Below are 26,100 nucleotides of genomic sequence, written 5' to 3' on the forward strand. Positions count from 1 at the left end.
TTCGGTCCTGGCTCGCTTCGATAGCGATTGGCTTATCGCCCGTCGGTCGGTACTACGTCTTCTGCCTGCAGACCCTTGTCGCGCATCATGATGGTGAACTCCACGCGCTGGCCTTCGACCAGAATGCGATGCCCCTCGCCCCGGATGGCGCGGAAGTGTACGAACACATCATCGCCACTGTCCCTGGAGATGAAGCCAAACCCCTTGGATGTATTGAACCACTTCACTGTGCCTGCTTCGCGGCCCGCGGCGGGTGGTGTGGTAGTGGTATTCGTGCGGGCGGCTTTTGGCTGTTTGCTGCGGCTCCGGGGAGTTGCCAGGTGAAGCAGCACGGCAATAAAGGCAAGCAGCAGGCTGGCCAGCGTAGCTGGTTGGCCGGCGATCTGCGGCACCGCTGCAAGCAGAACGATAGCCTGCAACGCGATGGCAACCAGGAGCAATGCGGATGCCCCTATGATCACTGGACGAGTCCGGCTGTCGATCAATTGGGCGGAAGGGGCGAACTGAACACTAAGGAGGCCGAGCATCAGCAGGCACAAGGCTTCGGGCTGCAACAGGAGCGGTACTGCACCTTGCAGGCTGGGAACAAATGACAGCAGCAGGGCAACGATGCCCGCCAAGACATGGACAATCTTAAGCATTGTTGTATGACTCACGGTTGATAACACGACAGGAAAAGCGCAGGCCAGGGTGCCCGTGGAAAACGTTCGTCGGTCAGGGCTGAACACTGTTCGAAGAACCGCGTGGGTCTGGGCTGCAGCGCGGCGTATTTAACAGGAAAGGAGTGGGGCGCTCAAATGGGCGTGTTCCGCTCCACCGGCTCGGAGCAGTAAGAAAGAGTGGTGGCCGGCTCTGCTGTGTGCGGATTGTTGATGTTGAACCAGGGCGCACAAGGGCGCCCGGTTCAGGAGAAAGCCTCAGGCCGAAAGCAGACTGCGCAGCATCCAGGCAGTTTTTTCGTGGATCTGCATGCGCTGAGTCAGCAGGTCGGCGGTAGGCTCGTCGCTGACTTTGTCCAGCAGCGGGAAAATGCCGCGAGCCGTACGAACGACGGCTTCCTGGCCTTCGACCAATAGCTTGATCATCTCGTCGGCAGAAGGCACGCCTTCTTCCTCCTTGATCGAGCTTAGGCGAGCATAGGCAGCGTAGGTACCTGGCGCCGGGAAGCCCAGGGTCCGGATACGCTCGGCGATGTCGTCCACTGCGATGGCGAGTTCGGTGTACTGCGTCTCGAACATGGTGTGCAGCGTGTTGAACATCGGGCCAGTAACGTTCCAGTGGAAGTTGTGGGTCTTCAGGTACAGCGTATAGGTGTCGGCGAGCAGGCGAGACAGACCCTCGGCGATGGCTGCCCGATCCTGTTCAGCGATACCAATGTTGATTTCCATGATTTTCTCCTGGTGGATGATTCAGCCATTAGTTATGCCAGAAAAATGCGCGGCGTTGTGAAGCGATGCGTTTCTGGTCGGATACTCATCGTTGGAAGGCTTTGCTCGGGGAGGGGTTCCATCGCCACGCCTGATTTCCAATCGCCAGGGGCCAACGGCTGCGCCACGGTGATTATGTAGATATAATCCCGCGCTTATGCCCGGCGGCCACTGCGCAAGCTGCAGCGCCTGGCGTCATATGCGGTATCGCGCGCGGCACATGCCGCTTGCGCAGAGCAGCCACGGTGCTGTCAGCCTGTCCTGGCTCTAGCGCCCCATCGAATTCAAGATACGAGAAGCGAACTCCACCATGATGCGCAGCCACTATTGCGGCCAACTGAACGAAAGCCTGGACGGCCAGGAAATCACTCTTTGCGGCTGGGTACATCGCCGTCGTGACCACGGCGGGGTGATCTTCCTCGACGTCCGCGATCGTGAAGGCCTGGCCCAGGTGGTCTTCGATCCGGATCGCGCGGAAACCTTCGCGACGGCCGACAAGGTGCGCAGTGAGTACGTGGTAAAGATCACCGGCAAGGTGCGCCTGCGTCCGGCGGGTGCGGTGAATTCGAACATTGCTTCCGGTGCCATCGAAGTGCTGGGATACGAGTTGGAAGTGCTGAACGATGCGGAAACTCCGCCATTCCCGCTCAACGAATACAGCGACGTGGGCGAGGAGACGCGACTGCGTTACCGCTTCATCGATCTGCGTCGCCCGGAAATGGCAGAAAAGCTCAAGCTCCGCTCGCGTATCACTGCCAGCATTCGGCGCTACCTGGATGAAAACGGCTTCCTCGATGTCGAAACCCCGATTCTGGGTCGCCCGACTCCTGAAGGCGCCCGTGACTATCTGGTGCCGAGCCGTACCCATGCCGGTAATTTCTTTGCTCTGCCGCAATCACCGCAGCTGTTCAAGCAACTGTTGATGGTTGCCGGTTTCGACCGCTACTACCAGATCGCCAAGTGCTTCCGCGACGAAGACCTGCGCGCCGACCGCCAGCCCGAATTCACCCAGATCGATATCGAGACCAGCTTCCTCGACGAAGCGGACATCATCGGTATCACCGAAGGCATGATCCGCAAGCTGTTCAAGGAAGTGCTGGATCTGGAATTCGGTGACTTCCCGCATATGCCTTTCGAAGAGGCCATGCGTCGTTATGGCTCGGACAAGCCCGACCTGCGCATTCCGCTGGAGCTGGTAGATGTTGCCGATCAGCTCAATGCCGTCGAGTTCAAGGTGTTCTCCGGTCCGGCCAACGATCCTAAAGGTCGTGTCGCTGCTCTGCGTGTTCCGGGTGCCGCAAGCATGCCGCGCAGCCAGATCGACGATTACACCAAGTTCGTTGGCATTTATGGCGCCAAGGGCCTGGCCTATATCAAGGTCAACGAGCGCGCCAAGGGCGTCGAAGGCCTGCAGTCGCCGATCGTCAAGTTCATCCCCGAAGACAACCTCAATGTGATCCTCGATCGCGTCGGTGCGGTCGATGGTGACATCGTATTCTTCGGCGCCGACAAGGCGAAGATCGTTTCCGAGGCGCTGGGTGCCCTGCGCATCAAGATCGGTCACGACCTCAAGCTGCTGACCTGTGACTGGGCTCCGCTGTGGGTGGTCGACTTCCCGATGTTCGAGGAGAACGACGACGGTTCGCTGAGCGCGCTGCACCATCCGTTCACTGCGCCGAAGTGCTCGCCGCAGGAGCTGGAGGCCAACCCCGCCGGGGCCCTGTCCCGTGCCTACGACATGGTGCTCAACGGCACCGAGCTGGGCGGTGGCTCGATCCGTATCCACCGTAAGGAAATGCAGCAGACCGTGTTCCGCATTCTCGGAATTGATGAGGCCGAGCAGGAAGAGAAGTTCGGCTTCCTTCTTGATGCGCTGAAGTTCGGTGCTCCGCCACACGGCGGTCTGGCCTTCGGCCTCGATCGCCTGGTGATGCTGATGACCGGAGCGCAGTCGATTCGCGAAGTCATCGCCTTCCCGAAAACCCAAAGCGCTGCGGACGTCATGACCCAGGCGCCGGGGGCGGTGGACAGCAAGGCGCTGCGCGACCTGCATATCCGCCTGCGTGAGCAACCAAAGGCAGAGTAAGCGCTACCTGAAGCCTGGTTCTGCCAGGCTTCTTCGTCTTGCGGCTCTGGCCGCAAGACGTTACGGCGATAGCCGGCAGCTGTCTTGATCGAGTGATGACAGGCGCAACCGGTTATCGAGATTTCTGATTCAGTCGAAGAATGGAGTGAGTTATGGCTGGTCATTCCAAATGGGCCAACATCAAGCACCGCAAAGAGCGCCAAGATGCCAAGCGGGGCAAGATCTTCACCAAATTGATCCGTGAGCTGACCGTGGCGGCCAAGCATGGCGGCGGTGTGCCGGCGGACAATCCGCGTCTGCGCCTGGCGGTAGACAAGGCGCTGACGGCCAACATGTCGCGAGACGTCATCGATCGCGCCATCGCGCGGGGCGCAGGCTCCAGCGAAGCGGACAACATGACCGAGCTGAGCTATGAGGGATACGCACCAAGCGGCGTGGCGATCATCATCGAGGCCATGACTGACAACCGCAATCGTACTGCGGCTGAGGTGCGCCATGCCTTCAGTAAGAACGGCGGTAACTTGGGCACTGACGGTTCGGTCGCCTACATGTTCGATCGCAAGGGGCAGATCAGTTACGCGCCCGGCGTCGACGAGGATGCGCTGATGGAAGCAGCGCTGGAGGCCGGCGCGGATGACGTGGCCAGCCAGGAAGATGGTTCGGTGGAGGTGTACACCAGCTTCGCGGATTTCCTCTCGGTCAATGAAGCCCTTACACAGGCGGGGTTCAAGGGCGACGAGGCTGAGGTGGCGATGATCCCGTCGATCATGGCGCCGATCACCGATGTCGAGACTGCGCAGAAAGTACTGCGTTTGATCGATGCGTTGGAAGATCTGGACGACGTGCAAAACGTCTACCACAACGCAGAGATCTCCGACGAGATCATGCAGCAGCTGAACTGAGTCGAGTTCTGCGGTATGCGCAGCCGGGAGCCGCTTTAGATGGGCTCTCGGCTTTTTTATGAGTGATGCATGGCTGGTGTGGGGTCGCGTAATCCTGTTGGTGGCGCACCGGGCAGCGCGTCCGTATACTCGCTACTGGATAAATAGACAGCACGACGGCACGCATGACGCTGATTTTAGGTATCGATCCCGGCTCTCGAATTACCGGCTACGGTGTCGTGCGCGATACCGGCCGCGGTTGTGAATATGTGGCGTCCGGATGCATCCGCACAGGCACTGGTGAACTGCCTGACCGTCTGCGTGCAGTGTTCAGTGGAGTCAGCGAAGTCATCCAGACCTACGGGCCGGTGACCATGGGTATCGAACAGGTGTTCATGGCGCGCAACGCCGACTCGGCGCTCAAGCTTGGCCAGGCCCGGGGCGCTGCCATCGTTGCGGGGGCAGAGGCGGGCCTGCAGATCGCGGAGTACACCGCGACTCAGGTCAAGCAGGCCATTGCCGGAACAGGGGGGGCGGACAAGCAGCAGGTGCAGATGATGGTCATGCACCTGCTCAAACTCCTGGAAAAACCGCAGATCGATGCGTCAGATGCGCTGGCCATCGCGCTCTGTCATGCGCATCACCGCCAAAGCCTGATCCCTCATGGCCTGGCTGGTGCCAAGCGGCGAGGCGGGCGGCTACGGCTGTAGTGCGCCTGCGCTCTTTACATAGCGTGTTAATGCGATAAACCGCAGCCCAGATTGTGGTATCGGAGGAAGCAGGATTGATCGGACGTTTGCGTGGCACGCTGGCGGAGAAACAACCGCCACATCTGATTCTCGACGTGAACGGCATCGGCTACGAGGTCGAGGTGCCGATGACGACACTCTATCGCCTGCCTGCCCTTGGCGAGCCGGTGACACTGCACACCCACCTGGTCGTGCGCGAAGACGCCCAGCTTCTCTATGGCTTTGCCGAGAAGCGTGAGCGCGAGCTGTTTCGCGAACTTATCCGCCTCAATGGCGTGGGTCCCAAGCTGGCACTGGCATTGATGTCCGGGCTGGAAGTCGATGAGCTGGTGCGTTGTGTGCAGGCGCAGGACACCTCAGTGCTGGTGCGTATACCGGGCGTCGGCAAGAAGACCGCTGAGCGCCTTCTCGTGGAGTTGAAAGATCGCTTCAAGGCCTGGGAGAGCATGCCGGCCATTGCCACCTTCGTGGTTGAACCTGGCAGCAAAACGGCAGTCACAAGCGCCGAGAACGATGCGGTCAGCGCATTGATCTCCCTTGGATTCAAGCCGCAGGAAGCCAGTCGCGCAGTGTCCGCCATACAGGAAGATGATTTGAGCAGTGAAGAAATGATCCGTCGCGCCCTCAAGGGCATGGTGTAAGCCATGATCGAAGCGGATCGTATCGTCACGGCTGGCAGTCGCGACCGCGATGAACAGTTGGACCGCGCCATTCGCCCATTGACCCTGGCGGATTACATTGGTCAGCCGGTGGTACGCGAGCAGATGGATCTGTTCATTCGTGCAGCCAAGGGGCGCCAGGAAGCGCTGGACCATACGCTTATCTTCGGCCCGCCAGGCCTGGGCAAGACCACGCTGGCCAACATCATCGCCGAAGAAATGGGTGTGTCGATCAAGAGCACATCGGGACCTGTTCTAGAGCGGCCGGGTGATCTCGCCGCCTTGCTGACCAACCTCGAGTCCGGCGACGTTCTGTTCGTCGATGAGATCCACCGTCTTTCGCCCATTGTCGAGGAAGTGCTGTATCCGGCAATGGAGGATTTCCAGCTGGACATCATGATCGGGGAGGGGCCGGCGGCTCGCTCGATCAAACTGGACTTGCCGCCGTTCACGCTCGTCGGCGCTACTACCCGTGCCGGCATGCTGACCAATCCATTACGCGATCGATTCGGCATTGTCCAGCGGCTGGAGTTTTACTCCACCGAAGATCTGGCCACCATTGTCAGTCGTTCGGCTGGCATCCTGGGCTTGCCAACCGAGCCCGGGGGGGCTTTCGAGATTGCTCGGCGAGCACGAGGCACGCCCCGAATTGCCAATCGTCTGCTAAGACGCGTGCGTGATTTCGCCGAAGTACGCGGTCGTGGTGAGATCACGCGACAGATTGCCGATTTGGCGCTGAACATGCTCGATGTCGATGAGCGTGGTTTCGATCATCAGGACCGGCGGTTATTGCTGACGCTGATCGAGAAGTTCGACGGCGGGCCGGTGGGCATCGACAGCCTTGCTGCTGCGATCAGCGAAGAGCGTCATACCATCGAAGATGTGCTCGAGCCTTACCTGATTCAGCAGGGCTACATCATGCGCACGCCGCGTGGTCGCGTGGTCACACGCCACGCCTACCTTCACTTCGGTCTGAACCTGCCCAAACGAATGAGCGATGCACCAACCCCTGACTTGTTCGATGGCGACACAGTTTGAAGAAAATAATGTTCTCTAACCCGATTGGCATTTACAGGGCTGAGCACTAGTATGCGCGCGCAAGCCGGAGCTGAAATCTTCACCCACCGCTGTCGAGTCTATTACGAGGACACCGATGCGGGCGGCATTGTCTACTACGTCAATTACCTCAAATTCATGGAGCGAGCTCGTACCGAGCGGTTGCGCAGCCTGGGATTCGCTCAGTCGCAACTGGCCGGTGAAGACTTGCTGTTCGTCGTGCATTCGGTCGAGGCACGCTATCGCGCCCCGGCACGCCTGGATGACGAATTGTTGGTGAGTGCCGAGGTGATCGAGCTCAATCGTGCCAGCCTGCGTTTTCGTCAACAGGTTCGCCGTGCAGTAGATGATGTGTTGCTGTGTGAGGGGCAGGTGCTGGTGGCCTGCGTACGTGCCGAAAGTTTGAAACCCCGAGCCATTCCCGAAGCGCTGCGCAGTGCTTTCGCGGGTTCGGGTCTATCCCCTGCAGGAGAGTAAGCGTGGAAGCCAACGTCGATCATATGTCCATGTGGAGCCTGATCAGCAATGCCAGCTTCGTGGTTCAGCTGGTCATGCTGATCCTGGTGGGCGCCTCGGTAGCCTCATGGATTCTGATTTTTCAGCGCGGCAACATGCTGCGTGCCGCAAAGCGAGCGCTCGATACCTTCGAGGAGCGTTTCTGGTCGGGCGTAGACCTGTCCAAACTCTATCGCCAGGCAGGCAGCAATCCTGACCCAGACTCTGGTGTGGAGCAGATCTTCCGTGCTGGCTTCAAGGAATTTTCGCGCCTGCGTCAGCAGCAGGGTGTCGATCCAGATGCGGTAATGGACGGCGTCAATCGGGCTATGCGCGTCGCCATTTCCCGTGAGGAGGAAAAGCTAGAGCAGAGCCTGCCATTCCTCGCTACTGTCGGCTCCACCAGCCCCTATATCGGTCTGTTCGGTACCGTCTGGGGGATCATGAATTCCTTCCGCGGCCTGGCGCAGGTGCAGCAGGCAACGCTGGCGACTGTGGCGCCGGGTATTGCCGAGGCGTTGATCGCCACGGCAATTGGTCTGTTCGCCGCGATCCCTGCGGTAATTGCCTACAACCGTTTCGCTGCCCGTGGCGAGATGCTCATCGGTCGTTACTACACCTTTGCTGATGAGTTCCAGGCCATCCTGCATCGCAAAGTTCACACCACCGAAGACTGAGGCCCCCGGCCATGGCCAGAATCCGCAACAGACGCAAGCCCGTCGCCGAGATGAACGTGGTGCCATACATCGACGTGATGCTGGTACTGCTGGTCATCTTCATGGTTACGGCGCCGATGCTCAATCAGGGCGTCAAAGTCGATCTGCCGAAAGTCAGCAGCGAGGCTTTGCCGCAAGATAACGACAAGCAGGTGTTGACCATCTCCATCAAGGCCGACAAGACCTATTACTGGAATGTGGGTAGCGAGGTCGACACTGAAAGCAAGGGTAATGAGGCCGTTGCGCTCGAGGACATGACTCAGGCGGTGGTCGCCATCATGCGCCAGCGTCCTGATACGCAGGTGTTTATCCGCGGCGATCGCGCTGTGGATTACGGCTCGGTCATGGCGGCCATGGGTGGCTTGCAGGAAGCTGGCGTAGGTAACGTTGGCCTGATCACCGAGGCTCCTTGATGCAGCAGCGTGACCCGTCACCTTCGCAGAGCTACTTCTGGCCGACAGTGCTCGCTGTGGGCCTGCACGTTCTGGTCTTCGGTATGTTATTCGTCAGCTTTTCCAAGACACCCGAGCTGCCGCCTTCCAAGCCGATTGTGCAGGCTACCCTGTACCAGTTGAAGTCGCAGAGCCAGGCCACCACGCAGACCAATCAGAAGATCGCCGGCGAGGCGAAGAAAACGGCTGCCAAACAGTTCGAAACCGAGCAAATGGAGCAGCGTAAGGTCGAGCAGCAAAAGCAGGCTGCGGCCGCGGCTGCGGAACAAAAGAAGGCGGAAGAGGCTCGAAAGGCCGATGCGGCGAAAGCTGCAGCCGACAAAGCTGCTGCGGCGAAAAAGGCCGAGGAGGCCAAGAAGGTCGAACAGCAGAAACAGGCTGAAATCGCGAAGAAGAAGGCGGCTGAAGAGCTGAGCAAGAAAAAGGCTGCAGAGGAGGCCAAGAAAAAGGCCGCCGAAGAGGCCAAGCGTAAGACGGCTGAAGAGGCCAAGAAGAAGGCAGCAGCCGAGGCTGCTAAGAAAAAAGCAGCTGAAGAAGCGAAGAAGAAAGCGGCGGCAGATGCAGCTCGCAAGGCGGCAGAGGACAAGAAGGCGCAGGCGCTGGCCGAGCTGTTGTCCGATACCACCGAGCGTCAGCAGGCGCTGGCCGATACGCAGGGCGATCAGGTCGCCGGCGACTTCGACGATTTGATTCGGCTGCGTGCAGCGGAAGGTTGGAGCCGGCCACCTTCGGCACGCAATAACATGACCGTTCAGCTTCAGGTCAACATGCTTCCGGATGGCACTATCGCCAATGTCAGCGTTTCTAGGTCGAGCGGTGATGCGCCATTCGATAATTCTGCGGTCGCCGCAGTAAAGAACATCGGTCGGTTGACTGAAATGCAGGGATTGAGCCCGCAGGACTTTCAACCGTACCGGTCATTCAAAATGACATTCACGCCTGAGGATCTTGCGTTGTGATCAACTCCCTTCGAGGTCTACTTGTCCTGCTTTGCTGCCTGGCAGGAATTGCAGTAGCGCAGGAGAAAAATATTGTCGTCACCAGCGGCGCTGATCGCGCGATCCCCATCGCCGTCGTGCCATTCGGCTGGCAGGGTGGCACTGTGCTGCCTGAGGACATGGCTGAAATTATCGGCAATGACCTGCGTAACTCGGGCACCTTCCAGCCCATACCACGGCAGAACATGATCAGCATGCCAACCCGCGGCAGCGAGATCATTTACCGTGACTGGAAAGCGCTGGGTGCCCAGTACGTAATGGTAGGTAACATCGAGCCGGCCGGCGGTCGACTTCAGGTTCGCTACGAAGTGTTCAACGTGGCCACCGAGCAGCAAGTCATGACTGGAACGGTCGGCGGTGCGCCGGATCAGCTGCGTGACATGGCTCACCATGCTGCCGACCAGTCGTTCGAGAAGCTCACCGGCATCAAAGGTGCGTTTTCCACCCGTTTACTGTACGTGACCGTTGAGCGGCTCGGCGGTGCGAACACTCGTTACACATTGCAGCGCTCTGATTATGACGGCGCCCGTGCAGTGACCTTGTTGCAGTCACGCGAACCGATTCTTTCGCCACGTTACTCGCCCGACGGCCGTCGAATTGCCTACGTGTCGTTCGAGCAGAAGCGTCCGCGCATCTTCATGCAGCATGTGGATACCGGTCGACGCGAGCAGATCACCAACTTCGAAGGGCTGAACGGCGCGCCCGCATTTTCGCCGGACGGCAATCGTCTGGCGTTCGTATTGTCGAAAGACGGCAACCCCGAGATTTACGTGATGGATCTTGGGTCGCGGCAGCTGCAGCGTCTAACCAACCACTATGCGATCGACACCGAACCCTTCTGGGGCGCCGACGGTCAGACCATTTACTTCACCTCCGACCGTGCCGGCAAGCCGCAGGTTTACAAGCAGCGGATAGGTAGCAATTCGGCGGAGCGAGTAACGTTCGTTGGTAACTACAACGCTAACCCGAAACTGTCGGCTGACGAGAAGACTCTGGTCATGATTCACCGGCAGGATGGGTACACCAATTTCAAGGTGGCAGCACAGGATTTGCAGCGTGGCAATTTGAGAATACTGTCAGATACCAGTCTGGATGAGTCTCCCACTGTTGCGCCTAATGGCACCATGCTAATCTACGCCACCCGCCAGCAGGGCCGGGGAGTCTTGATGCTCGTGTCCATCAATGGACGCGTTAGGCTCCCGCTTCCAACAGCTCAAGGAGAAGTCCGAGAGCCGTCCTGGTCCCCTTACCTGAACTGATGCGGTATCAACGCTTTTTAACCAAAAACACACCTGGGGTTGTTACACATGGAAATGCTGAAATTCGGTAAGTTCACCGCTCTGGCTCTGGCCATGGCAGTTGCTGTCGGTTGTTCCTCTAAGGGCGGCGACGATTCGGGCGAAGGTTCGGGCGCGATCGATCCGAACGCTGGTTACGGCGCTGATTCCGGCTCCGTCGATAGCAGCATGAGCGAAGAAGCCGCTCTGCGCGCCATCACCACTTTCTACTTCGAGTACGACAGCTCCGACCTGAAGCCGGAAGCCATGCGCGCTCTGGACGTTCACGCCAAAGACCTGAAAGGCAATGGCGCTCGCGTCGTTCTGGAAGGCCACACCGACGAGCGTGGTACCCGTGAGTACAACATGGCTCTGGGCGAGCGTCGTTCCAAGGCCGTTCAGCGTTACCTGGTACTGCAGGGCGTTTCCCCGGCTCAGCTGGAACTGGTTTCCTACGGCGAAGAGCGTCCGGTTGCCATGGGTAACGACGAGCAGTCCTGGGCTCAGAACCGTCGCGTCGAACTGCGTAAGTAATTCGTCATGCGAAAGTACCGCCACGCTCTGACTTTTACAGTGCTCGCTCTGCCGCTTATGGCGGCAGCTCAAGTGCCGGTTGTGGATTATGAACAGGGTGCCGCTAGCGGCAACCCTGGCTATTCCACGGCCGCGCCGAGCGGTGACGGTGCCTATGCCGGAGGTGGAGCTGCTGCTCCATCTTCGGCGCAGGGCATGCTCTTCATGCAGCTGCAGCAGATGCAGGAAGAGATCGCGCAATTGCGCGGCATGCTTGAGGAACAACAGAATCAGATCCAGCGCCTGCAACAAGAGGGGCTGGAACGTTACAAGGATATCGATCGACGCCTGTCGAGCGGGTCCGCCTCCATCAATCAGTCCGCGCCATCGGGTGATGCAGCCTCTTCGGCCGGAAGTACGGGCACTGCTCGCGCCAGTCAGGGCCAGTCGCCAAGCGCGTCGAGCGATCCTGAACAGGAAAAGCTCTACTACGATGCCGCTTTCGACCTGATCAAGGCGAAAGACTTCGATAAGGCTAGCCAGGCTTTCGCAGCGTTCCTGCGTAAGTATCCTGAAAGCCAGTACGCTGGCAATGCGCAGTACTGGCTAGGCGAGGTCAATCTAGCCAAGGGTGATTTGCAGGGCGCCGGCCAGGCATTCGCTCGGGTTAGCCAGGCTTATCCGCAGCACAACAAGGTGCCGGATTCGCTCTATAAGCTGGCTGATGTCGAAATACGCCTGGGCAACCGGGACAAGGCTCAGGGCATTTTGCGCCAGGTGATTGCCCAGTACCCGAATACTTCAGCTGCACAGTTGGCTCAGCGTCAGCTCAATCGCTGAAAACACGCTGGCGACAACGAACGAAACCCGCCCATCGTGCGGGTTTTTTCGTTAGAATTGCCGCCCCTATTTCCCGCAACGGAGGCGGATGGCCTGTTTAGCCGTCACGCCCGTGGCTGATATGACCCTGCGAATTACCGAGATTTTCTACTCGCTGCAGGGGGAAACACGAACCAGTGGATTGCCGACTGTGTTCGTACGCCTGACCGGCTGCCCCCTGCGCTGTCAATATTGCGATACCGCCTATGCGTTCAGCGGTGGAGAGCTGATGACGCTAGACGCGATCGTCGAGCGTGTCGCGTCCTACAACCCCCGTTATGTCTGCGTAACCGGCGGAGAGCCTCTGGCGCAGCCCAACTGTCTGCCATTGCTGCAGCAACTGTGTGATGCGGGGTACGAGGTTTCCCTCGAGACCAGTGGTGCGCTCGACATTTCTGCGGTAGATGAGCGCGTCAGTCGCGTGGTGGACCTGAAAACCCCGGGGTCCGCCGAGGTTGCACGCAATCGCTACGAAAACATCGCCTGCCTCACGCGTAACGATCAGGTGAAGTTCGTCATATGTTCCCGTGAGGACTATGACTGGGCCGTCAGCAAACTGATCGAATATGGTCTGGATAGGCGTGCGGGTGAAGTGCTCTTTTCGCCAAGTTACGGTCAGGTCGATGTTAGAGAGCTCTCGGACTGGATCGTTGCCGACAATCTGCCCGTGCGCTTGCAGTTGCAGCTTCACAAGATCATCTGGAACGACGCGCCCGGCCATTGAGTTCGTGGGTTTGTTGCTGGTTTGTGGCTGTGACCCCCGCTTTGAAGGAATTGCACGATGAACGATAAGAAAGCAGTCATTCTGCTGTCCGGCGGACTTGATTCGGCTACGGTCGTGGCTATGGCCCGTGATCAGGGCTACGCCTGCTACACCATGAGTTTCGACTATGGGCAGCGCCATCGCGCCGAGCTGCAGGCCGCCGAGCGCGTCGCCAAGCAGTTGGGTGTGATCGAGCACAAGGTGATAGGCCTCAACCTCAATGGTATTGGCGGCTCGGCCCTGACGGATGAAAGCATTGACGTGCCCGAGACTCCGGGCGAAGGCATTCCGGTCACCTATGTTCCGGCGCGCAACACTGTTTTCCTTTCCCTGGCGCTGGGCTGGGCGGAGGTGCTCGGCGCGCGGGATATCTTTATCGGAGTCAATGCGGTGGATTACTCCGGCTACCCAGACTGCCGGCCGGAGTTCGTCGCGGCATTCGAGCGCATGGCCAATCTTGCTACCAAGGCTGGTGTGGAAGGGCAGGGCTTCCGCATCCTTGCTCCGCTACAGGAGCTGAGCAAGGCGCGTATCGTCCAGGAGGGGGATCGTCTGGGTGTGGATTACGCGATGACCGTTTCATGCTACCAGGCTGATGCGGATGGCCGTGCCTGTGGCAAGTGCGATAGTTGCCGCCTGCGTGCCGCTGGCTTTGCCGAAGCCGGCTTGCCTGATCCGACCCGCTATTTCTGAGCTTTCTTCGCGCTCGATCAGGGTTTTCTCAAGGTCGTGTCGAGCGAATCTTTTTTAAAAAAAAGTTTGTTTTCATCAATCAAATCAGTATCATGCGCCCCGCATTGGGTCGTTAGCTCAGTTGGTAGAGCAGTTGGCTTTTAACCAATTGGTCGTAGGTTCGAATCCTACACGACCCACCATATTGCTCCTTCGGGAGTGCAAAAAGCCGGAGACCTTCCTAGGTCGTCCGGCTTTTTTTATGCCCGTAGTTCAGTGTTAGCTGGCTTGGGTGTCACGTTCGGTCATAAGTCGCGTTTTTATCTACGACCTTAGTAGGTGGCTCAACAGTTTTTAAACGTAATAGACTGCGGGCTTCCTGATTGTCCGTTGGTTCGAGGCTCAAATGTATTCTGATCGCATCCGCTTGTCCTCTCTGCAGAGCAAGGTCATGAGCGCCCAAGAGGCCGCTTCCCTTATTCGCGACGGCATGACCGTTGGCATGAGCGGTTTCACCCGTGCGGGCGAAGCCAAGGCCGTGCCCCTTGCGCTGATCGATCGCGCCAAGGATGAAAAGCTGCAGATCAGCCTGGTCACCGGCGCCAGCCTGGGCAACGATCTCGATGGCAAGATGGCTTCTGCGGGGCTGCTGGCCCGTCGCATGCCGTTCCAGGCCGATCCGGTACTGCGCAAGGCGATTAACGCGGGTGAGGTCATGTTCATCGACCAGCACCTGTCGCATACCGTCGAGCAGATGCGCAATCATCAGATCAAGCGCCCTGACGTCACTATCATCGAGGCGCTGTGCATTACCGAGCAGGGTCACATCGTCCCGACCACTTCCGTAGGCAACTCTGCCAATCTGGTGATGTTTGCCGACCAGGTGATCATCGAGCTGAATCTGGCGCACAACCTGAACCTGGAAGGCCTGCATGACATCTACTTCCCAGGCGAGCGCCCGAACCGTGGTCCGATTCCGCTGACCCAGGTCGATGACCGCCTCGGTGCCACCTCGATCCCGGTCGATCCCGCCAAGATCGCTGCTATCGTCATCACCGATCAGCCGGATTCCTACTCCACGGTTACTCCGCCGGACGAAGACACCCAAGCTATCGCCAACCATCTGGTTGAGTTCTTCAAGAGCGAAGTCGAAGCTGGTCGTATGGCGAAAAACCTGGGCCCAATGCAGGTTGGTATCGGCAACATTGCCAACGCCGTCATGTGCGGCCTGATCGATTCGCCGTTCGAAGACCTGGTCATGTACTCCGAAGTACTGCAGGACTGCACTTTCGAGCTGATCGATGCGGGCAAGATGACCTTTGCTTCCGGTTGCTCCATCACCCTGTCCGAGCGTTGCAATGATCGCGTGTTCGGCAACCTTGAGAAGTACAAGGACAAGCTGATCCTACGTCCTCAAGAAATCTCCAACCATCCTGAGCTAGTGCGCCGTCTTGGCATCATCGGTATCAACACTGCGCTCGAATTCGACATCTATGGCAACGTCAACTCCACTCACGTGGGCGGCACCAAGATGATGAACGGCATCGGCGGCTCGGGCGATTTCGCACGTAACGCCCACATGGCCATCTTCGTGACCAAGTCGATCGCCAAGGGCGGCAACATCTCCAGCGTCGTACCGATGGTCGCTCACGTTGACCACACCGAGCACGACGTGGAGATCCTCGTGACCGAGCAGGGTCTGGCTGACCTGCGTGGTCTGGCGCCGCGCGAGCGTGCGCGTGTGATCATCGACAACTGTGTGCACCCGTCCTACCGTGACGTGCTGAACAAGTACTTCGACGATGCTTGCAAGAAGGGCGGTCAGACGCCGCACCTGCTGGGCGAGGCCATGCAGTGGCACATCAATCTGGAAGAACGTGGACACATGCTCAAGGGCGAGTGATCTAAACAACCGCCGGCTGATGCCGGCGGTTTTCATTTGGCAGGGGTGCAATGCCCTGTTGTCGCGCAACCCCCTCCGCTTTCCCTTTTATCGACGCTTCGGCTAGTATTCCTGCCCCGTTGAACGGCAGAAGTCCGGTCTGACTCCTGCGCTCCTCGTCTCTATCGACTAGTCCGAATTCTCGGTTTACGCCGTTATACTCGGCGTTTTGTGCAATCCCGTGCTGGCAGGCCCCGTCCATGACGCAGATACCCGAACGCATCCTTGTACAGGCTCACCTGGCGGCCAAGCAGCCCAAGCCGCTCACGCCTGAGCAGGAAGTGCAGCTGCGCGGCGAGATCGCCGCCGAGTTGAAGCGCCAGAATGCAGTGCTGGTGGCGCATTACTACACCGATCCGGTAATCCAGGCGTTGGCAGAGGAAACCGGCGGCTGCGTCTCCGACTCCCTGGAGATGGCGCGCTTCGGCAATGAACATCCGGCGCAGACCGTTCTGGTGGCTGGCGTCAAGTTCATGGGCGAGACAGCGAAAATTCTCAACCCCGAAAAGCGTGTGCTGATGCCGACGCTGGAAGCAACCTGTTCACTCGATCTGGGTTGCCCAGTTGAAGAGTTTTCGGCGTTCTGTGATCAGCATCCGGAGCGTACTGTGGTGGTTTACGCCAACACTTCCGCCGCGGTAAAGGCGCGTGCTGATTGGGTGGTGACATCCAGTTGTGCGCTGGAGATCGTCGAAAGCCTGATGGATAACGGCGAGAAGATCATCTGGGCGCCGGACAAACACCTTGGCAATTACGTGCAGCGCGAAACAGGTGCGGACATCCTGCTCTGGGATGGAGCCTGTATTGTCCATGAGGAGTTCAAGTCCAAGCAGCTGGCGGACATGAAAGCCCTTTATCCCGATGCAGCGATTCTCGTGCACCCGGAGTCGCCACAGGCCGTGGTTGAGCTTGCCGATGCCGTAGGGTCCACCAGCCAGCTCATCAAGGCGGCGCAGACCTTGCCGCAGCAGACATTCATCGTTGCGACGGATCGTGGCATCTTCTACAAGATGCAGCAGCTTTGCCCTGAAAAGACCTTCATCGAAGCCCCGACCGCCGGTCAAGGCGCGAGCTGCCGCAGCTGCGCGCATTGCCCCTGGATGGCGATGAACACCCTGGAGCGAACGCTCGAGTGTCTGCGTGCGGGAAGCAACGAGATCTTTGTCGATCCGGCGATCATCCCGCGTGCGGTCAGGCCACTCAAGCGGATGCTCGATTTCACCCAGGCCGCGCGTCTGAAACAGGCAGGCAACGCCTGAGGTCGCGGCTGCGCTGAGCCTTCAGCCGCCTTTGGTGAGTCAGCGCAGCATTTCGTCGATCATGCGCTTTTCATCGATCAGCTGTTTCTGGCGCGCGTCGATCCGTGCGGAAATCTGGAAGTTGCTCGCGCGGCGTTTGGCCAGGTTCAGCTGCTCGATGCCCTGGTCGTAATCGCCTACCAGTGCGAAGTACTCAGCCCGCGCCTGATGCAGCCCGACAATGTTGCCGCTCAACCCGCGGACTTCGGCTACCTGATACCAGATATCGGGATCCCGTCGGCGCTGGTCTACGAGTCTGTCGAGCTCGCGCTCGGCCTGCTGCGTTTCCCCCCGCTCCATCAACAGATCAATATGCATCTGGCGCACGGGATAATTGCCTGGATACAGCTGCAGCAGGCGCTCCACGCGCGTCTGGGCCTGCTGTAGGCGATTGGAAGTAATGTCCAGCTCGATCTGCGCAAGGTTATAGGTGAGGTCATCCGGTGCTTTTGTCAGCAGCGGTGCCAGGGTACTGCTGGCGTCGTCGAGTTGCCCTGCCTTGATCTGTGCGAGTGCCAGGCCATAGCGCGCCGCATCCATTTCAGGGTTGTCGTTGAGCATCGCGCGAAAGCGCTTGGCCCCGACGCCCGGGGTGCTTTCAAACTTCAGCTGAGTGCGAGCGCGCATCAACTGGTAACGCAAGCTGTCTTGAGCGCCGCCCTGTGGGTATTGCTCCGCTCGGTTCGTTGTGTCGGCGATGCGCGATTCGCTGACCGGGTGCGTCAGCAGAAACTCCGGGGGCTTTTGGTCGTAGCGATATTGCCGCATCAGGCGGCCGAACATTGAAGGCATTGCGCGAGGGTCGAATCCGGCCCGCTCCAAGTTGACGATGCCGATACGGTCGGCTTCCTGTTCGTTCTGCCGGGAAAATCGGCGCTGAGCCTGAATCGCTGCTGCTTGAGTAGAAACGATGGCGGCGATTCCAGCGTCCCCTGCGCCGGCCGCTGCGGCTACGACGCCGGCCAGCATGGCTGCCATCATCGGCAGCTGCATGCGCTGCTGCGCTTCAAGGCCTCGGGCAAAGTGGCGTTGCGAAAGGTGCGCCAATTCGTGTGCCATCACCGAGGCGTATTCGGCCTCGGTTTGTGCATGGATGAACAGGCCGCCATTGACGCCGATAATTCCTCCGGGAGCGGCAAAGGCGTTCAGCTGAGGACTGTCCAGCAGTACGAATTCCAGGCGGCGATCCTGCAGCTGACTGGTTTCGGCAAGGCGGTACACGCTGCTTTCGACGTAGTCCTTGAGTTGCGGATCTGAAAGCTGCCTGACCTGTCCACGTAGCAGGCTGAGCCATGCGCGGCCGAGTTGGTGTTCCTGCTCCGGCGAGACGATGCCGGAGCTGGCATCGCCTAGGGAAGGCAGATCGTTGGCCCACACGGGTTGGACGAGCAGGCAGGTGAGCGTGAGGAGAGCAGGGCGCAGCAGTTTCATCCAGACAGGCTCATTGAAGTGAGAACGGCTACTGTAGCCTTGACCTTAGCCAGCTGGCCAGAGCCCCGCTGTGCTAGGTATGCTGCGAGGCTTTTCTGTGGAGGCGAACCATGACTGAAGCACGACCGCAGTCGCTCGAGTGCGATGCCGAACTGGATGCTGTCGGGCTCGAGTGTCCGATGCCCTTGCTCAAGGCCAAATTGGAACTTAACCGGCTGGCCAGCGGTGCGGTACTGAAGGTCGTTGCCAGCGATCCGGGTTCGCAAAGGGATTTCCGCAGTTTCGCCAAGCTGGCCGGCCATGCGCTGTTGCATGAGGAGGTCGAGAACGGTCTCTATCGCTATTGGCTGCGCAAGGCCTGACGATTTTGCTTCGAGGAATTACATGATCAAGGTATTACGCGGTTGGATGCAGCGTTACTTCTCTGATGAGGAGGCGGTCGTTCTCGCGGTTCTGCTGTTTCTTGCATTTGCGGCCGTGCTAACGCTGGGCAAGATGCTCGCGCCGGTCTTGGCCGGTCTGGTGCTGGCCTTCCTGATGCAGGGGCTCGTAGCTGCTCTGGAGCGCCTGCGCGTGCCGCATTCGCTGGCGGTCTGGCTAGTGTTCCTGATGTTCATCGGTGTGCTTGTTATTTGCCTGCTGTTCATCGTGCCGCTGCTCTGGCAGCAGGTGCTGACGCTGTTCAATGAGCTGCCACGCATGCTGGTTGAATGGCAATCGCTGCTGTTGTTGCTGCCTGAGCGCTACCCGCAACTGGTCACGGACGAACAGGTGCTGCGTGGCATCGACTTCATGCGTGGTGAGATCGGGCGTTACGGTCAACTCGTGCTGACATCGTCGTTGTCCAGTCTCCCGTTGCTGATCGGGCTGATGATCTACCTGGTACTGGTGCCCATTCTGGTGTTCTTCTTCCTCAAGGACCGCCAACAGATCAGTGACTGGATCAAGGGCTATCTGCCACGCGAGCGGGGCCTGATCACGCAGGTCTCCCAGGAAATGAATCTGCAGATCGCTAACTACATCCGCGGCAAGGTGATCGAGATCCTGATCTGTGCGGTGGTGTCGTATGTGGTCTTCGCCGCTCTGGGGCTCAACTACGCGGCGCTGATGGCGATGCTGGTGGGGGTGTCGGTTGTGGTGCCCTATATCGGCGCCACTGTCGTTACCATACCGATCGCGCTGATCGGGATATTCCAGTGGGGGCTGGGTGACCAGTTCTTCTATTTGATGGTGGCTTACGCGATCATCCAGACCCTGGACGGCAACGTGCTGGTGCCGTTGCTGTTCTCTGAGGCGGTGAACCTGCACCCGGTTGCGATCATCTGTGCGGTGCTGCTTTTCGGTGGCCTCTGGGGCTTCTGGGGTGTTTTCTTCGCAATCCCTCTGGCCACGCTGTTCAAGGCCGTTCTCTACGCTTGGCCGCGCGGGCCGGCTGCGGTGGTAGTGCCCCCCAGCGAATGAGGTGCAAAAGGCTGGCTCAGTGCCAGCCTTTTTATGCTTCGTTCAACGCCTGAGCAGCTTGGAGCACTGCGTCCACATGGCCGGGCACTTTCACTGAGCGCCACTGCTGCCGCAGTACGCCATTGCGGTCGATGAGGAAGGTGCTTCGGTCCACGCCGAGATACTCCTTGCCATACAGCTTCTTCAGCTTGATGACGTCGAAAAGCTGGCAGAGTTGCTCGTCCTTGTCGCTTATCAGCTCAAATGGGAAGCTCTGTTTGGCGCGGAAGTTCTCGTGAGTCTTAAGGCTGTCGCGGGATACGCCAAACACCAGCGTGTTCGCTGCGAGAAACGCCCCATGTTGATCGCGAAAACCTTGTCCCTCGGTCGTGCAGCCGGGCGTGTTGTCCTTCGGGTAGAAGTACAGCACCACCTGTTTGCCAGCCAGCGACTCGAGATCGATCAATTGACCGCTCGTGGCCTGGGCCTGGAAGGAAGGAACGGGACGGTCGATTTCAACGGCCATGTTGGCTCCTGATACTGGTCTTAAGGATTCTGCGGGCGCCAAGGCTCGATCAGTGCATCGAGGTTGAGCGCATCAGCAAAATCGAGGAACTGGTCGCGTAGCCAGCTGATCTGGGTGCCGGCTGGAAGCGTGACGGTCAGTGTGGCGTTAAGCATGGTCCCGCCGGTCTGCGGTGCCTGATAGGTATCGCAGGTCAGGCTCTCCAGTTCGACGCGATGGTCGATGAAGAACTGGCACAGCTCATTGAGGATGTCGGGACGAAAGGCGGCGCTCACATAAGCGACGTAGGGCAGTGCCTGCGGGCGGTTTTCCAGCGCCTCGCTGCGCACCACGTTGGCGGTGAAGGCGTGCTTCTTTGCAAGCCCCGGCAGGGTCGTTTCCATCCGGGCCAATGCGTCCCAGCTGCCAGTGACTTCCAGAACCAGCGCACTGCATTCGCCGTGGCGGGTCAGCCGCGTGCTGACAACCGCGCAGCGATTCTCGTTGGCGGCCCGGCAGAGCACGTTGGTCAGCTCCATCGGGTTGGCGCCGAGCGCGCTGATGACGAGAAATTGTTCGCGGGGTAGAGGGGGGGTGGACATGCAGCATTCCTGGCGGTGGTGAATCGGTCGGCCAGCCAAGCCGAAAACGGCTAAGGGTAGCGAAAACGGAGGGCAGAGGGAATGCGCACTGCCAAATGGCCCCCGTGGCGAGGGCTCGGCGCCTGGTCCCCATCGGCTTTGTGCAGCGTGCTTCAGGCTACTCGCAAAGCGCTGGGGAGCCTTGTACCATTACGCCTCTTTTTATTATTCCGGCAGGAGTGGTTGCATGATTGCGGGCAGTATGGTGGCGCTGGTCACGCCCATGGATGCGCAGGGCGGTCTGGACTGGGACAGCCTGAGCAAACTGGTGGACTTCCACTTGCAGGAAGGCACCAATGCAATCGTTGCTGTCGGGACTACCGGTGAGTCGGCCACGCTTAGCGTCGCCGAGCACATCGAAGTGATCCGGCGCGTCGTCGACCAGGTCAATGGCCGGATTCCGGTCATCGCCGGTACGGGCGCCAACTCCACCAGCGAAGCCGTCGAGCTGACCGAGAACGCCAAGACCGCTGGCGCAGACGCCTGCCTGCTCGTGACCCCGTACTACAACAAGCCAACCCAGGAAGGCCTGTATCTGCACTTCAAGCACATTGCGGAAGCAGTAGCGATCCCGCAGATCCTCTACAACGTGCCTGGTCGTACGGTGTGCGACATGCTGCCGGATACCGTCGAGCGCCTGTCCAAGATATCCAACATCATCGGTATCAAAGAAGCCACGGGCGATCTCAAGCGCGGCCAGGAAGTCCTGGATCGCGTCAGCAAGGATTTTCTCGTCTATTCGGGCGATGATCCCACCGCCGTCGAACTCATGCTGATGGGCGGCAAGGGCAATATCTCCGTGACAGCGAACGTGGCGCCGCGCGCCATGAGCGACCTCTGCGCCGCGGCAATGGCGGGTGATGCCGACACTGCCCGTGCGATCAACGAGCGTTTGATGCCACTGCATCGCGCTCTGTTTCTGGAAGCCAACCCAATCCCGGTCAAGTGGGCATTGCACGAGATGGGCCTGATGGGCAATGGCATCCGTCTGCCGCTGACCTGGCTGAGTCAGGGCTTCCAGGAACCGCTACGCCAGGCAATGCGCCAAACCGGCGTACTGGCTTAATAACAAAGGAATACGCATGAAGCGACTGGCCGGACTCTCGACCCTTGCCCTGATGATCTCTGCAACCAGTGGCTGCGGCTGGCTGTGGGGCGACGATGGATACTTCCGCGACCGCGGTAGCGACTACCTTTCGGCGCGCCAGACCGCGCCGATGCAGGTGGCAATCGATGGCGAGACCCGCCCGCTCGACCCACTGCTGCCGGTACCGCGCCAGGTTGCCGACAGCACCAGCACCGGCAAATACGAAGTGCCACGTCCCCAGCGCCTTCAGGTGGCAGCGGACGTCAGCAATTTCAGCGTGCAGTCGTCAGGGGATTCCCGCTGGCTGGTAGCGCAGTACGCGCCATCGCAGGTATGGATCGCCGCGCGCCAGTTCTTCACCGACAAGGGCTTCAGCATCGCTGACGAACGCCGCCAGACTGGCGAGTTCGCCACTGCCTGGCAGACCGCTTCTCAGTTGGACGAAGCGCTGGTGCGCAACCTGGGCATTCAGGACGGCGAAACGCGTGTACGTGTTCGTGTCGAGCCCGGCGTGCAGCGCAACACCAGCGAGATCTTCGTCGTTAGCGTCAAGCGTCCAGCCGGTAGCAGCACCGACGTTGCCTGGCCGGAAACCTCAGCCAACAAGGAGCTCGACCGGGTACTGCTCGACGAGCTGCAGGTCAGCCTGAACCGTAGCGCCCGCCAAGGTGGCTCCGTATCGCTGCTGGCCGAGCGGGACTTCGATGCCCCGAGCCGTGTAAACCTGACCGAAGACGGTAGCGGCAACCCACTGCTGCAGCTGGACAGCGACTTCGACCGCGCCTGGTCCAGTATCGGTCGTGCGCTTCAAGCAGCGGACGTGCGAGTCGACGATCTTGATCGCAGCCTCGGTGTTTACTACGTGAACCTCAGCGAGCGCGCCAACGACCCGGATGACAAGCCAGGGTTCTTCAGCCGCCTGTTCGGTGGTTCGCCTGATAAGGACGAGATCGAAGCACGGGCCGAGCGCTACCAGCTGCGCCTGACACGTGTCGGTAATGGCGTCCAGGTGACGCTCGACAAGAGCATCGACAGCGTTGCACCGGCGGACGTCGCACGCCGGGTGCTCAGTCAGATCAAGGACAACCTGGGTTAAGCGCAAGCTGCCCTGTAACACGACACGGATAGGCGAAACCTCATGGTTTCGCCTGTTTCGTTTCTGCTGACCTGCCAACTGCGGAAGTTTCGTATGACCACTCCCAACGCCCTCAGCCTGAAGAAGATCTATTCGGGCAAGGTTCGTGATCTCTACGAGATCGACGACAAACGCATGCTCATGGTCGCCACCGATCGCCTTTCGGCGTTCGACGTCATTCTTGCCGAGCCGATTCCGGAGAAGGGCAAGATCCTCACCGCCATCTCCAACTTCTGGTTCGAAAAGCTCAACGGCCTGATCCCTAACCACTTCACCGGAGACAAGGTCGAAGACGTGGTGCCGGCCGCCGAGTTGCCTCTCGTAGAGGGGCGGGCCGTGGTCGCCAAGCGCCTCAAGCCCGTAGCAGTGGAGGCCATCGTTCGTGGCTACATCGTTGGCTCTGGCTGGAAGGAATACCAGAAGAGCGGCACCGTCTGCGGTATCCAGTTGCCAGCCGGCCTGAAAGAAGCTGCCAAGCTGCCGCAGCCGATCTTCACGCCCTCGACCAAGGCCGCTGTAGGCGATCACGACGAGAACATCTCGTTCGAGCAATGCGAAGCCATTATCGGTAGCGAGCTGGCCGCCCAGGTGCGAGACGTTTCCATCGCACTCTACAGCGCTGCGGTCGAGTACGCGGCCACCCGCGGCATCATCATCGCCGATACCAAGTTCGAATTCGGGCTCGATGAAGATGGCACCCTGACCCTGATGGATGAAGTGCTGACACCCGACTCCAGCCGTTTCTGGCCGGCCGATAGCTACGAAGAAGGCAAGAACCCGCCGAGCTTCGACAAGCAGTTCGTTCGCGATTGGCTGGAGTCCACCGGCTGGAACAAGCAGCCTCCAGCGCCTGCCGTACCGGCAGATGTCGCGCAGAAAACCGCTGACAAGTACCGCGAGGCACTTACCCGCCTGACCGCCTGACCAGATTTGCCGGAGTCTGGTAGTGGAAACTGCAAGAGGCTGAAAAACGGTAAAAATCTGCGCAGTTGGGGTTCGACAAACCTGCTCCAGCTGCTATGATGCGCGCCGCTGGAGAGATGCCGGAGTGGCCGAACGGGACGGATTCGAAATCCGTTGTACCCTCGCGGGTACCTAGGGTTCAAATCCCTATCTCTCCGCCACTATTTGAAACACTGGAAGCCCCGCCGCACTAAGCCTGCAGCGGGGCTTCTCAGTTTTCGGCGCTCCGTTTAGGACAAATTTAGGACAAAAACGGCACATTCAAGGCCGTTCAGCGCCGCTTTGCGCCGTCCTGAACCCCATCATTTCAGATACGATGCCAGCCATGCTTTTGGTGTCTGTCGGTATCCATCGGCCGTAGTGCTTCTTCACCATAGTTGTGTCGGTGTGCCCAAGCTGCCGGGCTACCCACTCGACCGGGACATAGCTCGATAGGGCTTGGCTGGCAAACGTGTGCCGACACTGATTGGCGCCACGATGGCGGACGCCAGCTTTCTTCAGATGCGCCGTGAACCACTTGCTCACGGTCTTGCCATTCCAGACGACGCCACTTGCTGAGTTGCGAAACAGTGGTGTGATCGTCTCCTTCCTTCTCGTCACGTTGTCGCGCTGGACCACCTCGATCTTGATCGGCTCCGATCCTTTGGCGTCTTCCAGTACCTGCCGCAGCAGCTCAAGCGCCGGGTCGATCAGTTCGACCGTTCGTGTGCGGCTGCGCTCCTTCGGCACCTTGTAGTCGCCCACGACCAGGGCGCGCCGCACATTGACGATTCCCGCATCAAGGTCCAGGTCTTCAATCGCCAGCGCCACGATCTCTGACAGGCTCAGCCCGGCCCAGCAGTTGAATAGGACCATCCGCACGTCGGTCATCCGCTCCGGGTCGGCCTTGGCGATCTGCTCGATTTCCTCGCGGCTGAACGGGTCGGCGTGCTCAATCTCGCTGTCCGTATCGACGTTGGTGATCCGGTCCAGCGGGTTCGCCTTCAAGATCCCGTCGCCGAACGCATCGGCCCAAACGCCACGAACCACGGTGAACACATCATTGACGGTCTTCGGTGCCAGGCCGGATTTCAGAAGCTGCGCCTGGAACAACTCGAGATCGCTCTTGCTGATGTCCACGATCCGGCGCTTGCCGAATTTCTCATCGACTCGCCTGGCCTTGCTGGCGTAGTTGATCACCGTGCTCTCGGCCTTGCGTGCCCGCATCACCTCAAGCCAGCGGTCGATCCCTTCCTTGACCGTCCGCCTAGTGTTGGGTCCGCCCGATCCAGAGAAGAACACTGCTCGCGGCGATTCCGGGAAATGCGCCGCGTAGTCGAATCGCCCCTCCTTGATCTCGGCCAGTATCGTGCGGCGCTTGTTGTCGGCGTAGGCGATCGACGCCTTGTTGATCTTCGATACGCCTGGCAGCGGCTCCCGGCACCGCTGGCCGTGGAGCATGAACGAGATGCGCAGTTGCTTCCCGTTGATCTCCACGCCGGGCGGTAGCTTTATAACTGGCCCCCCATCCATGCCTCAATCTCCCTTCTGTTGTAGACGACTCGGTTGGCCGGGTCTTTTCGCCAGTGCTTCCCTTCCAGCCATTGGACACGCAGCATCGCCATCAGCGGATAGGCTGGTCGGCCGCCTTCTCCCTTTGGGTAGTGCGGCTCGATCAAGGCAATCAAACCCTTCCATGGCACAACCCGATCCATCTCGATCAGGAACAATTCCTTGCGGGTCTGCTTGCGCTTACCGGCGTACTCGGCGTCAGCAAAGGTCATCTGCTTCATCGGAAACTCGGGCGTGTGGACAGTCTGGGCATTTTGCCAAATCAGGAAGTCTTCTTCAGAGTTTCTATAGTAGCGATAGGCCATGCATGAGTAAAACTCATGACACCTGTGCATTTTTTCCTTTTGATGTATAGCGCTCCCACCTTTAACAATGGAACTCAATCAGATCACGTAAGTAAACGAAGTCGTTTATAGCTAGATAGTTTTTAGTTGCACTGAAATATCCTGGACTAATTGTAAATAACTATTTGTGAATGGCAAAT

General features: G+C 59.3%; 27 protein-coding genes, 3 tRNA genes and 3 pseudogenes. 23 read left to right on the forward strand and 10 right to left on the reverse strand.

From position 1 onward, the window contains the following. Positions 1-32: 32 nt before the first annotated feature. From AAEZ08_RS06230 to AAEZ08_RS06240, 3 genes and pseudogenes are all read right to left on the reverse strand, one after another. Positions 33-227, reverse strand: coding sequence for a cold-shock protein (locus AAEZ08_RS06230; RefSeq protein WP_177333350.1), 195 nt, complete (start codon positions 225-227; stop codon positions 33-35). A 99-nt stretch (positions 228-326) separates the two neighbouring features. Further along, a pseudogene (locus AAEZ08_RS06235) lies at positions 327-641 on the reverse strand (cold shock domain-containing protein membrane protein); the annotation flags it as partial. A 276-nt stretch (positions 642-917) separates the two neighbouring features. After that, entirely contained in the window at positions 918-1,388 is a 471-nt protein-coding gene (locus AAEZ08_RS06240; RefSeq protein ID WP_003280294.1) for a Dps family protein, read from the reverse strand. Between the two features lie 349 nt (positions 1,389-1,737). On the opposite strand from AAEZ08_RS06240, the gene aspS reads away from it, so the two are divergent. The 17 genes from aspS (at position 1,738) to nadA (ending at position 16,824) form a co-directional block, all read left to right on the forward strand. Next, positions 1,738-3,513, forward strand: coding sequence for an aspartate--tRNA ligase (gene aspS, locus AAEZ08_RS06245; RefSeq protein ID WP_058064049.1), 1,776 nt, complete (start codon positions 1,738-1,740; stop codon positions 3,511-3,513). 152 nt (positions 3,514-3,665) lie between these two features. Beyond that, the gene (locus AAEZ08_RS06250; protein ID WP_003280297.1) at positions 3,666-4,415 is read left to right on the forward strand and encodes a YebC/PmpR family DNA-binding transcriptional regulator; all 750 of its coding nucleotides are present in this window, start codon (positions 3,666-3,668) and stop codon (positions 4,413-4,415) included. A 164-nt stretch (positions 4,416-4,579) separates the two neighbouring features. After that, on the forward strand, positions 4,580-5,104 hold the full coding sequence (gene ruvC, locus AAEZ08_RS06255; protein ID WP_102821489.1) for a crossover junction endodeoxyribonuclease RuvC: 525 nt from the start codon (positions 4,580-4,582) through the stop codon (positions 5,102-5,104). A gap of 74 nt (positions 5,105-5,178) precedes the next feature. Beyond that, a complete protein-coding gene (gene ruvA, locus AAEZ08_RS06260; protein WP_003280300.1) occupies positions 5,179-5,784 on the forward strand; it encodes a Holliday junction branch migration protein RuvA in 606 nt (201 codons plus the stop codon). Between the two features lie 3 nt (positions 5,785-5,787). Further along, on the forward strand, positions 5,788-6,840 hold the full coding sequence (gene ruvB / locus AAEZ08_RS06265; protein ID WP_500123924.1) for a Holliday junction branch migration DNA helicase RuvB: 1,053 nt from the start codon (positions 5,788-5,790) through the stop codon (positions 6,838-6,840). A 51-nt stretch (positions 6,841-6,891) separates the two neighbouring features. Continuing rightward, positions 6,892-7,335 (forward strand): tol-pal system-associated acyl-CoA thioesterase, encoded by a 444-nt coding sequence (gene ybgC / locus AAEZ08_RS06270; protein ID WP_003280304.1) that lies wholly within the window; start codon positions 6,892-6,894, stop codon positions 7,333-7,335. 2 nt (positions 7,336-7,337) lie between these two features. Then, positions 7,338-8,030, forward strand: a complete 693-nt coding sequence (gene tolQ / locus AAEZ08_RS06275) for a protein TolQ (protein WP_003280305.1) — start codon at positions 7,338-7,340, stop codon at positions 8,028-8,030. Positions 8,031-8,041: 11 nt separating this feature from the next. Beyond that, positions 8,042-8,482: a protein TolR gene (tolR, locus tag AAEZ08_RS06280; protein ID WP_003280307.1), complete on the forward strand. Its 441-nt coding sequence runs from the start codon at positions 8,042-8,044 to the stop codon at positions 8,480-8,482. After that, positions 8,482-9,480 carry a cell envelope integrity protein TolA gene (tolA, locus tag AAEZ08_RS06285; RefSeq protein WP_003280308.1) on the forward strand — a complete coding sequence of 333 codons (999 nt, stop codon included), beginning with the start codon at positions 8,482-8,484 and terminating at the stop codon, positions 9,478-9,480. The genes tolR and tolA overlap by 1 nt, the downstream gene beginning before the upstream one ends. Next, the gene (gene tolB, locus AAEZ08_RS06290; RefSeq protein WP_003280309.1) at positions 9,477-10,778 is read left to right on the forward strand and encodes a Tol-Pal system beta propeller repeat protein TolB; all 1,302 of its coding nucleotides are present in this window, start codon (positions 9,477-9,479) and stop codon (positions 10,776-10,778) included. The genes tolA and tolB overlap by 4 nt, the downstream gene beginning before the upstream one ends. 48 nt (positions 10,779-10,826) lie before the next feature. Next, a complete protein-coding gene (pal, locus tag AAEZ08_RS06295; protein WP_003280313.1) occupies positions 10,827-11,330 on the forward strand; it encodes a peptidoglycan-associated lipoprotein Pal in 504 nt (167 codons plus the stop codon). 6 nt (positions 11,331-11,336) lie between these two features. Continuing rightward, a complete protein-coding gene (ybgF, locus tag AAEZ08_RS06300; RefSeq protein WP_482695825.1) occupies positions 11,337-12,149 on the forward strand; it encodes a tol-pal system protein YbgF in 813 nt (270 codons plus the stop codon). 121 nt (positions 12,150-12,270) lie between these two features. After that, a complete protein-coding gene (queE, locus tag AAEZ08_RS06305) occupies positions 12,271-12,912 on the forward strand; it encodes a 7-carboxy-7-deazaguanine synthase QueE (RefSeq protein ID WP_036990868.1) in 642 nt (213 codons plus the stop codon). Positions 12,913-12,969: 57 nt separating this feature from the next. Then, positions 12,970-13,644: a 7-cyano-7-deazaguanine synthase QueC gene (gene queC, locus AAEZ08_RS06310; protein ID WP_500123925.1), complete on the forward strand. Its 675-nt coding sequence runs from the start codon at positions 12,970-12,972 to the stop codon at positions 13,642-13,644. 106 nt (positions 13,645-13,750) lie between these two features. Beyond that, a tRNA-Lys gene (locus AAEZ08_RS06315) sits at positions 13,751-13,826 on the forward strand. Between the two features lie 203 nt (positions 13,827-14,029). Beyond that, the gene (scpC, locus tag AAEZ08_RS06320) at positions 14,030-15,526 is read left to right on the forward strand and encodes a succinyl-CoA:acetate CoA-transferase ScpC (RefSeq protein ID WP_003280321.1); all 1,497 of its coding nucleotides are present in this window, start codon (positions 14,030-14,032) and stop codon (positions 15,524-15,526) included. Between the two features lie 239 nt (positions 15,527-15,765). Then, positions 15,766-16,824 (forward strand): quinolinate synthase NadA, encoded by a 1,059-nt coding sequence (gene nadA, locus AAEZ08_RS06325; RefSeq protein WP_003280323.1) that lies wholly within the window; start codon positions 15,766-15,768, stop codon positions 16,822-16,824. Between the two features lie 39 nt (positions 16,825-16,863). On the opposite strand, the gene AAEZ08_RS06330 is transcribed toward nadA, so the two are convergent. Next, positions 16,864-18,294 carry a M48 family metalloprotease gene (locus AAEZ08_RS06330; protein ID WP_003280324.1) on the reverse strand — a complete coding sequence of 477 codons (1,431 nt, stop codon included), beginning with the start codon at positions 18,292-18,294 and terminating at the stop codon, positions 16,864-16,866. Positions 18,295-18,404: 110 nt separating this feature from the next. On the opposite strand from AAEZ08_RS06330, the gene AAEZ08_RS06335 reads away from it, so the two are divergent. Continuing rightward, a complete protein-coding gene (locus AAEZ08_RS06335; protein WP_003280326.1) occupies positions 18,405-18,656 on the forward strand; it encodes a sulfurtransferase TusA family protein in 252 nt (83 codons plus the stop codon). A gap of 22 nt (positions 18,657-18,678) precedes the next feature. Then, complete coding sequence (locus AAEZ08_RS06340) at positions 18,679-19,755, forward strand: AI-2E family transporter (RefSeq protein WP_003280327.1); 1,077 nt, start codon at positions 18,679-18,681, stop codon at positions 19,753-19,755. 31 nt (positions 19,756-19,786) lie between these two features. On the opposite strand, the gene AAEZ08_RS06345 is transcribed toward AAEZ08_RS06340, so the two are convergent. Together AAEZ08_RS06345 and AAEZ08_RS06350 are read right to left on the reverse strand one after the other, a co-directional pair. Further along, a complete protein-coding gene (locus tag AAEZ08_RS06345; RefSeq protein WP_181066061.1) occupies positions 19,787-20,260 on the reverse strand; it encodes a peroxiredoxin in 474 nt (157 codons plus the stop codon). A 20-nt stretch (positions 20,261-20,280) separates the two neighbouring features. After that, complete coding sequence (locus AAEZ08_RS06350) at positions 20,281-20,841, reverse strand: glycine cleavage system transcriptional repressor (protein ID WP_041014606.1); 561 nt, start codon at positions 20,839-20,841, stop codon at positions 20,281-20,283. A gap of 226 nt (positions 20,842-21,067) precedes the next feature. Between AAEZ08_RS06350 and dapA the strand changes: the two genes are divergently transcribed. The 4 genes from dapA to AAEZ08_RS06370 all read left to right on the forward strand — a co-directional run bounded on the left by dapA (position 21,068) and on the right by AAEZ08_RS06370 (position 24,226). Further along, positions 21,068-21,946, forward strand: a complete 879-nt coding sequence (dapA, locus tag AAEZ08_RS06355; RefSeq protein ID WP_500123926.1) for a 4-hydroxy-tetrahydrodipicolinate synthase — start codon at positions 21,068-21,070, stop codon at positions 21,944-21,946. Positions 21,947-21,962: 16 nt separating this feature from the next. Continuing rightward, entirely contained in the window at positions 21,963-23,063 is a 1,101-nt protein-coding gene (gene bamC / locus AAEZ08_RS06360; protein ID WP_500123927.1) for an NlpB/DapX family lipoprotein, read from the forward strand. 93 nt (positions 23,064-23,156) lie between these two features. Then, entirely contained in the window at positions 23,157-24,026 is an 870-nt protein-coding gene (locus tag AAEZ08_RS06365; RefSeq protein ID WP_500123928.1) for a phosphoribosylaminoimidazolesuccinocarboxamide synthase, read from the forward strand. Between the two features lie 110 nt (positions 24,027-24,136). Beyond that, positions 24,137-24,226 (forward strand) — tRNA-Ser (locus tag AAEZ08_RS06370). Here AAEZ08_RS06370 and AAEZ08_RS06375 read toward each other — a convergent pair. From AAEZ08_RS06375 to AAEZ08_RS06390, 4 genes and pseudogenes are all read right to left on the reverse strand, one after another. After that, positions 24,152-24,253, reverse strand: a tRNA-Gln gene (locus AAEZ08_RS06375). The genes AAEZ08_RS06370 and AAEZ08_RS06375 overlap by 75 nt on opposite strands. A 73-nt stretch (positions 24,254-24,326) precedes the next feature. Further along, positions 24,327-25,541 (reverse strand): Arm DNA-binding domain-containing protein, encoded by a 1,215-nt coding sequence (locus AAEZ08_RS06380; RefSeq protein WP_500123929.1) that lies wholly within the window; start codon positions 25,539-25,541, stop codon positions 24,327-24,329. Between the two features lie 14 nt (positions 25,542-25,555). Next, positions 25,556-25,612 (reverse strand): annotated as a pseudogene (locus tag AAEZ08_RS06385) (hypothetical protein); the annotation flags it as partial. Further along, a pseudogene (locus tag AAEZ08_RS06390) lies at positions 25,613-25,837 on the reverse strand (transposase); the annotation flags it as partial. Positions 25,838-26,100: the final 263 nt, after the last annotated feature.

It is taken from the genome of Pseudomonas sp. E45-MNA-CIBAN-0222 (assembly GCF_040310405.1).
In the GTDB taxonomy this organism is placed as follows: domain Bacteria; phylum Pseudomonadota; class Gammaproteobacteria; order Pseudomonadales; family Pseudomonadaceae; genus Stutzerimonas; species Stutzerimonas stutzeri_AC.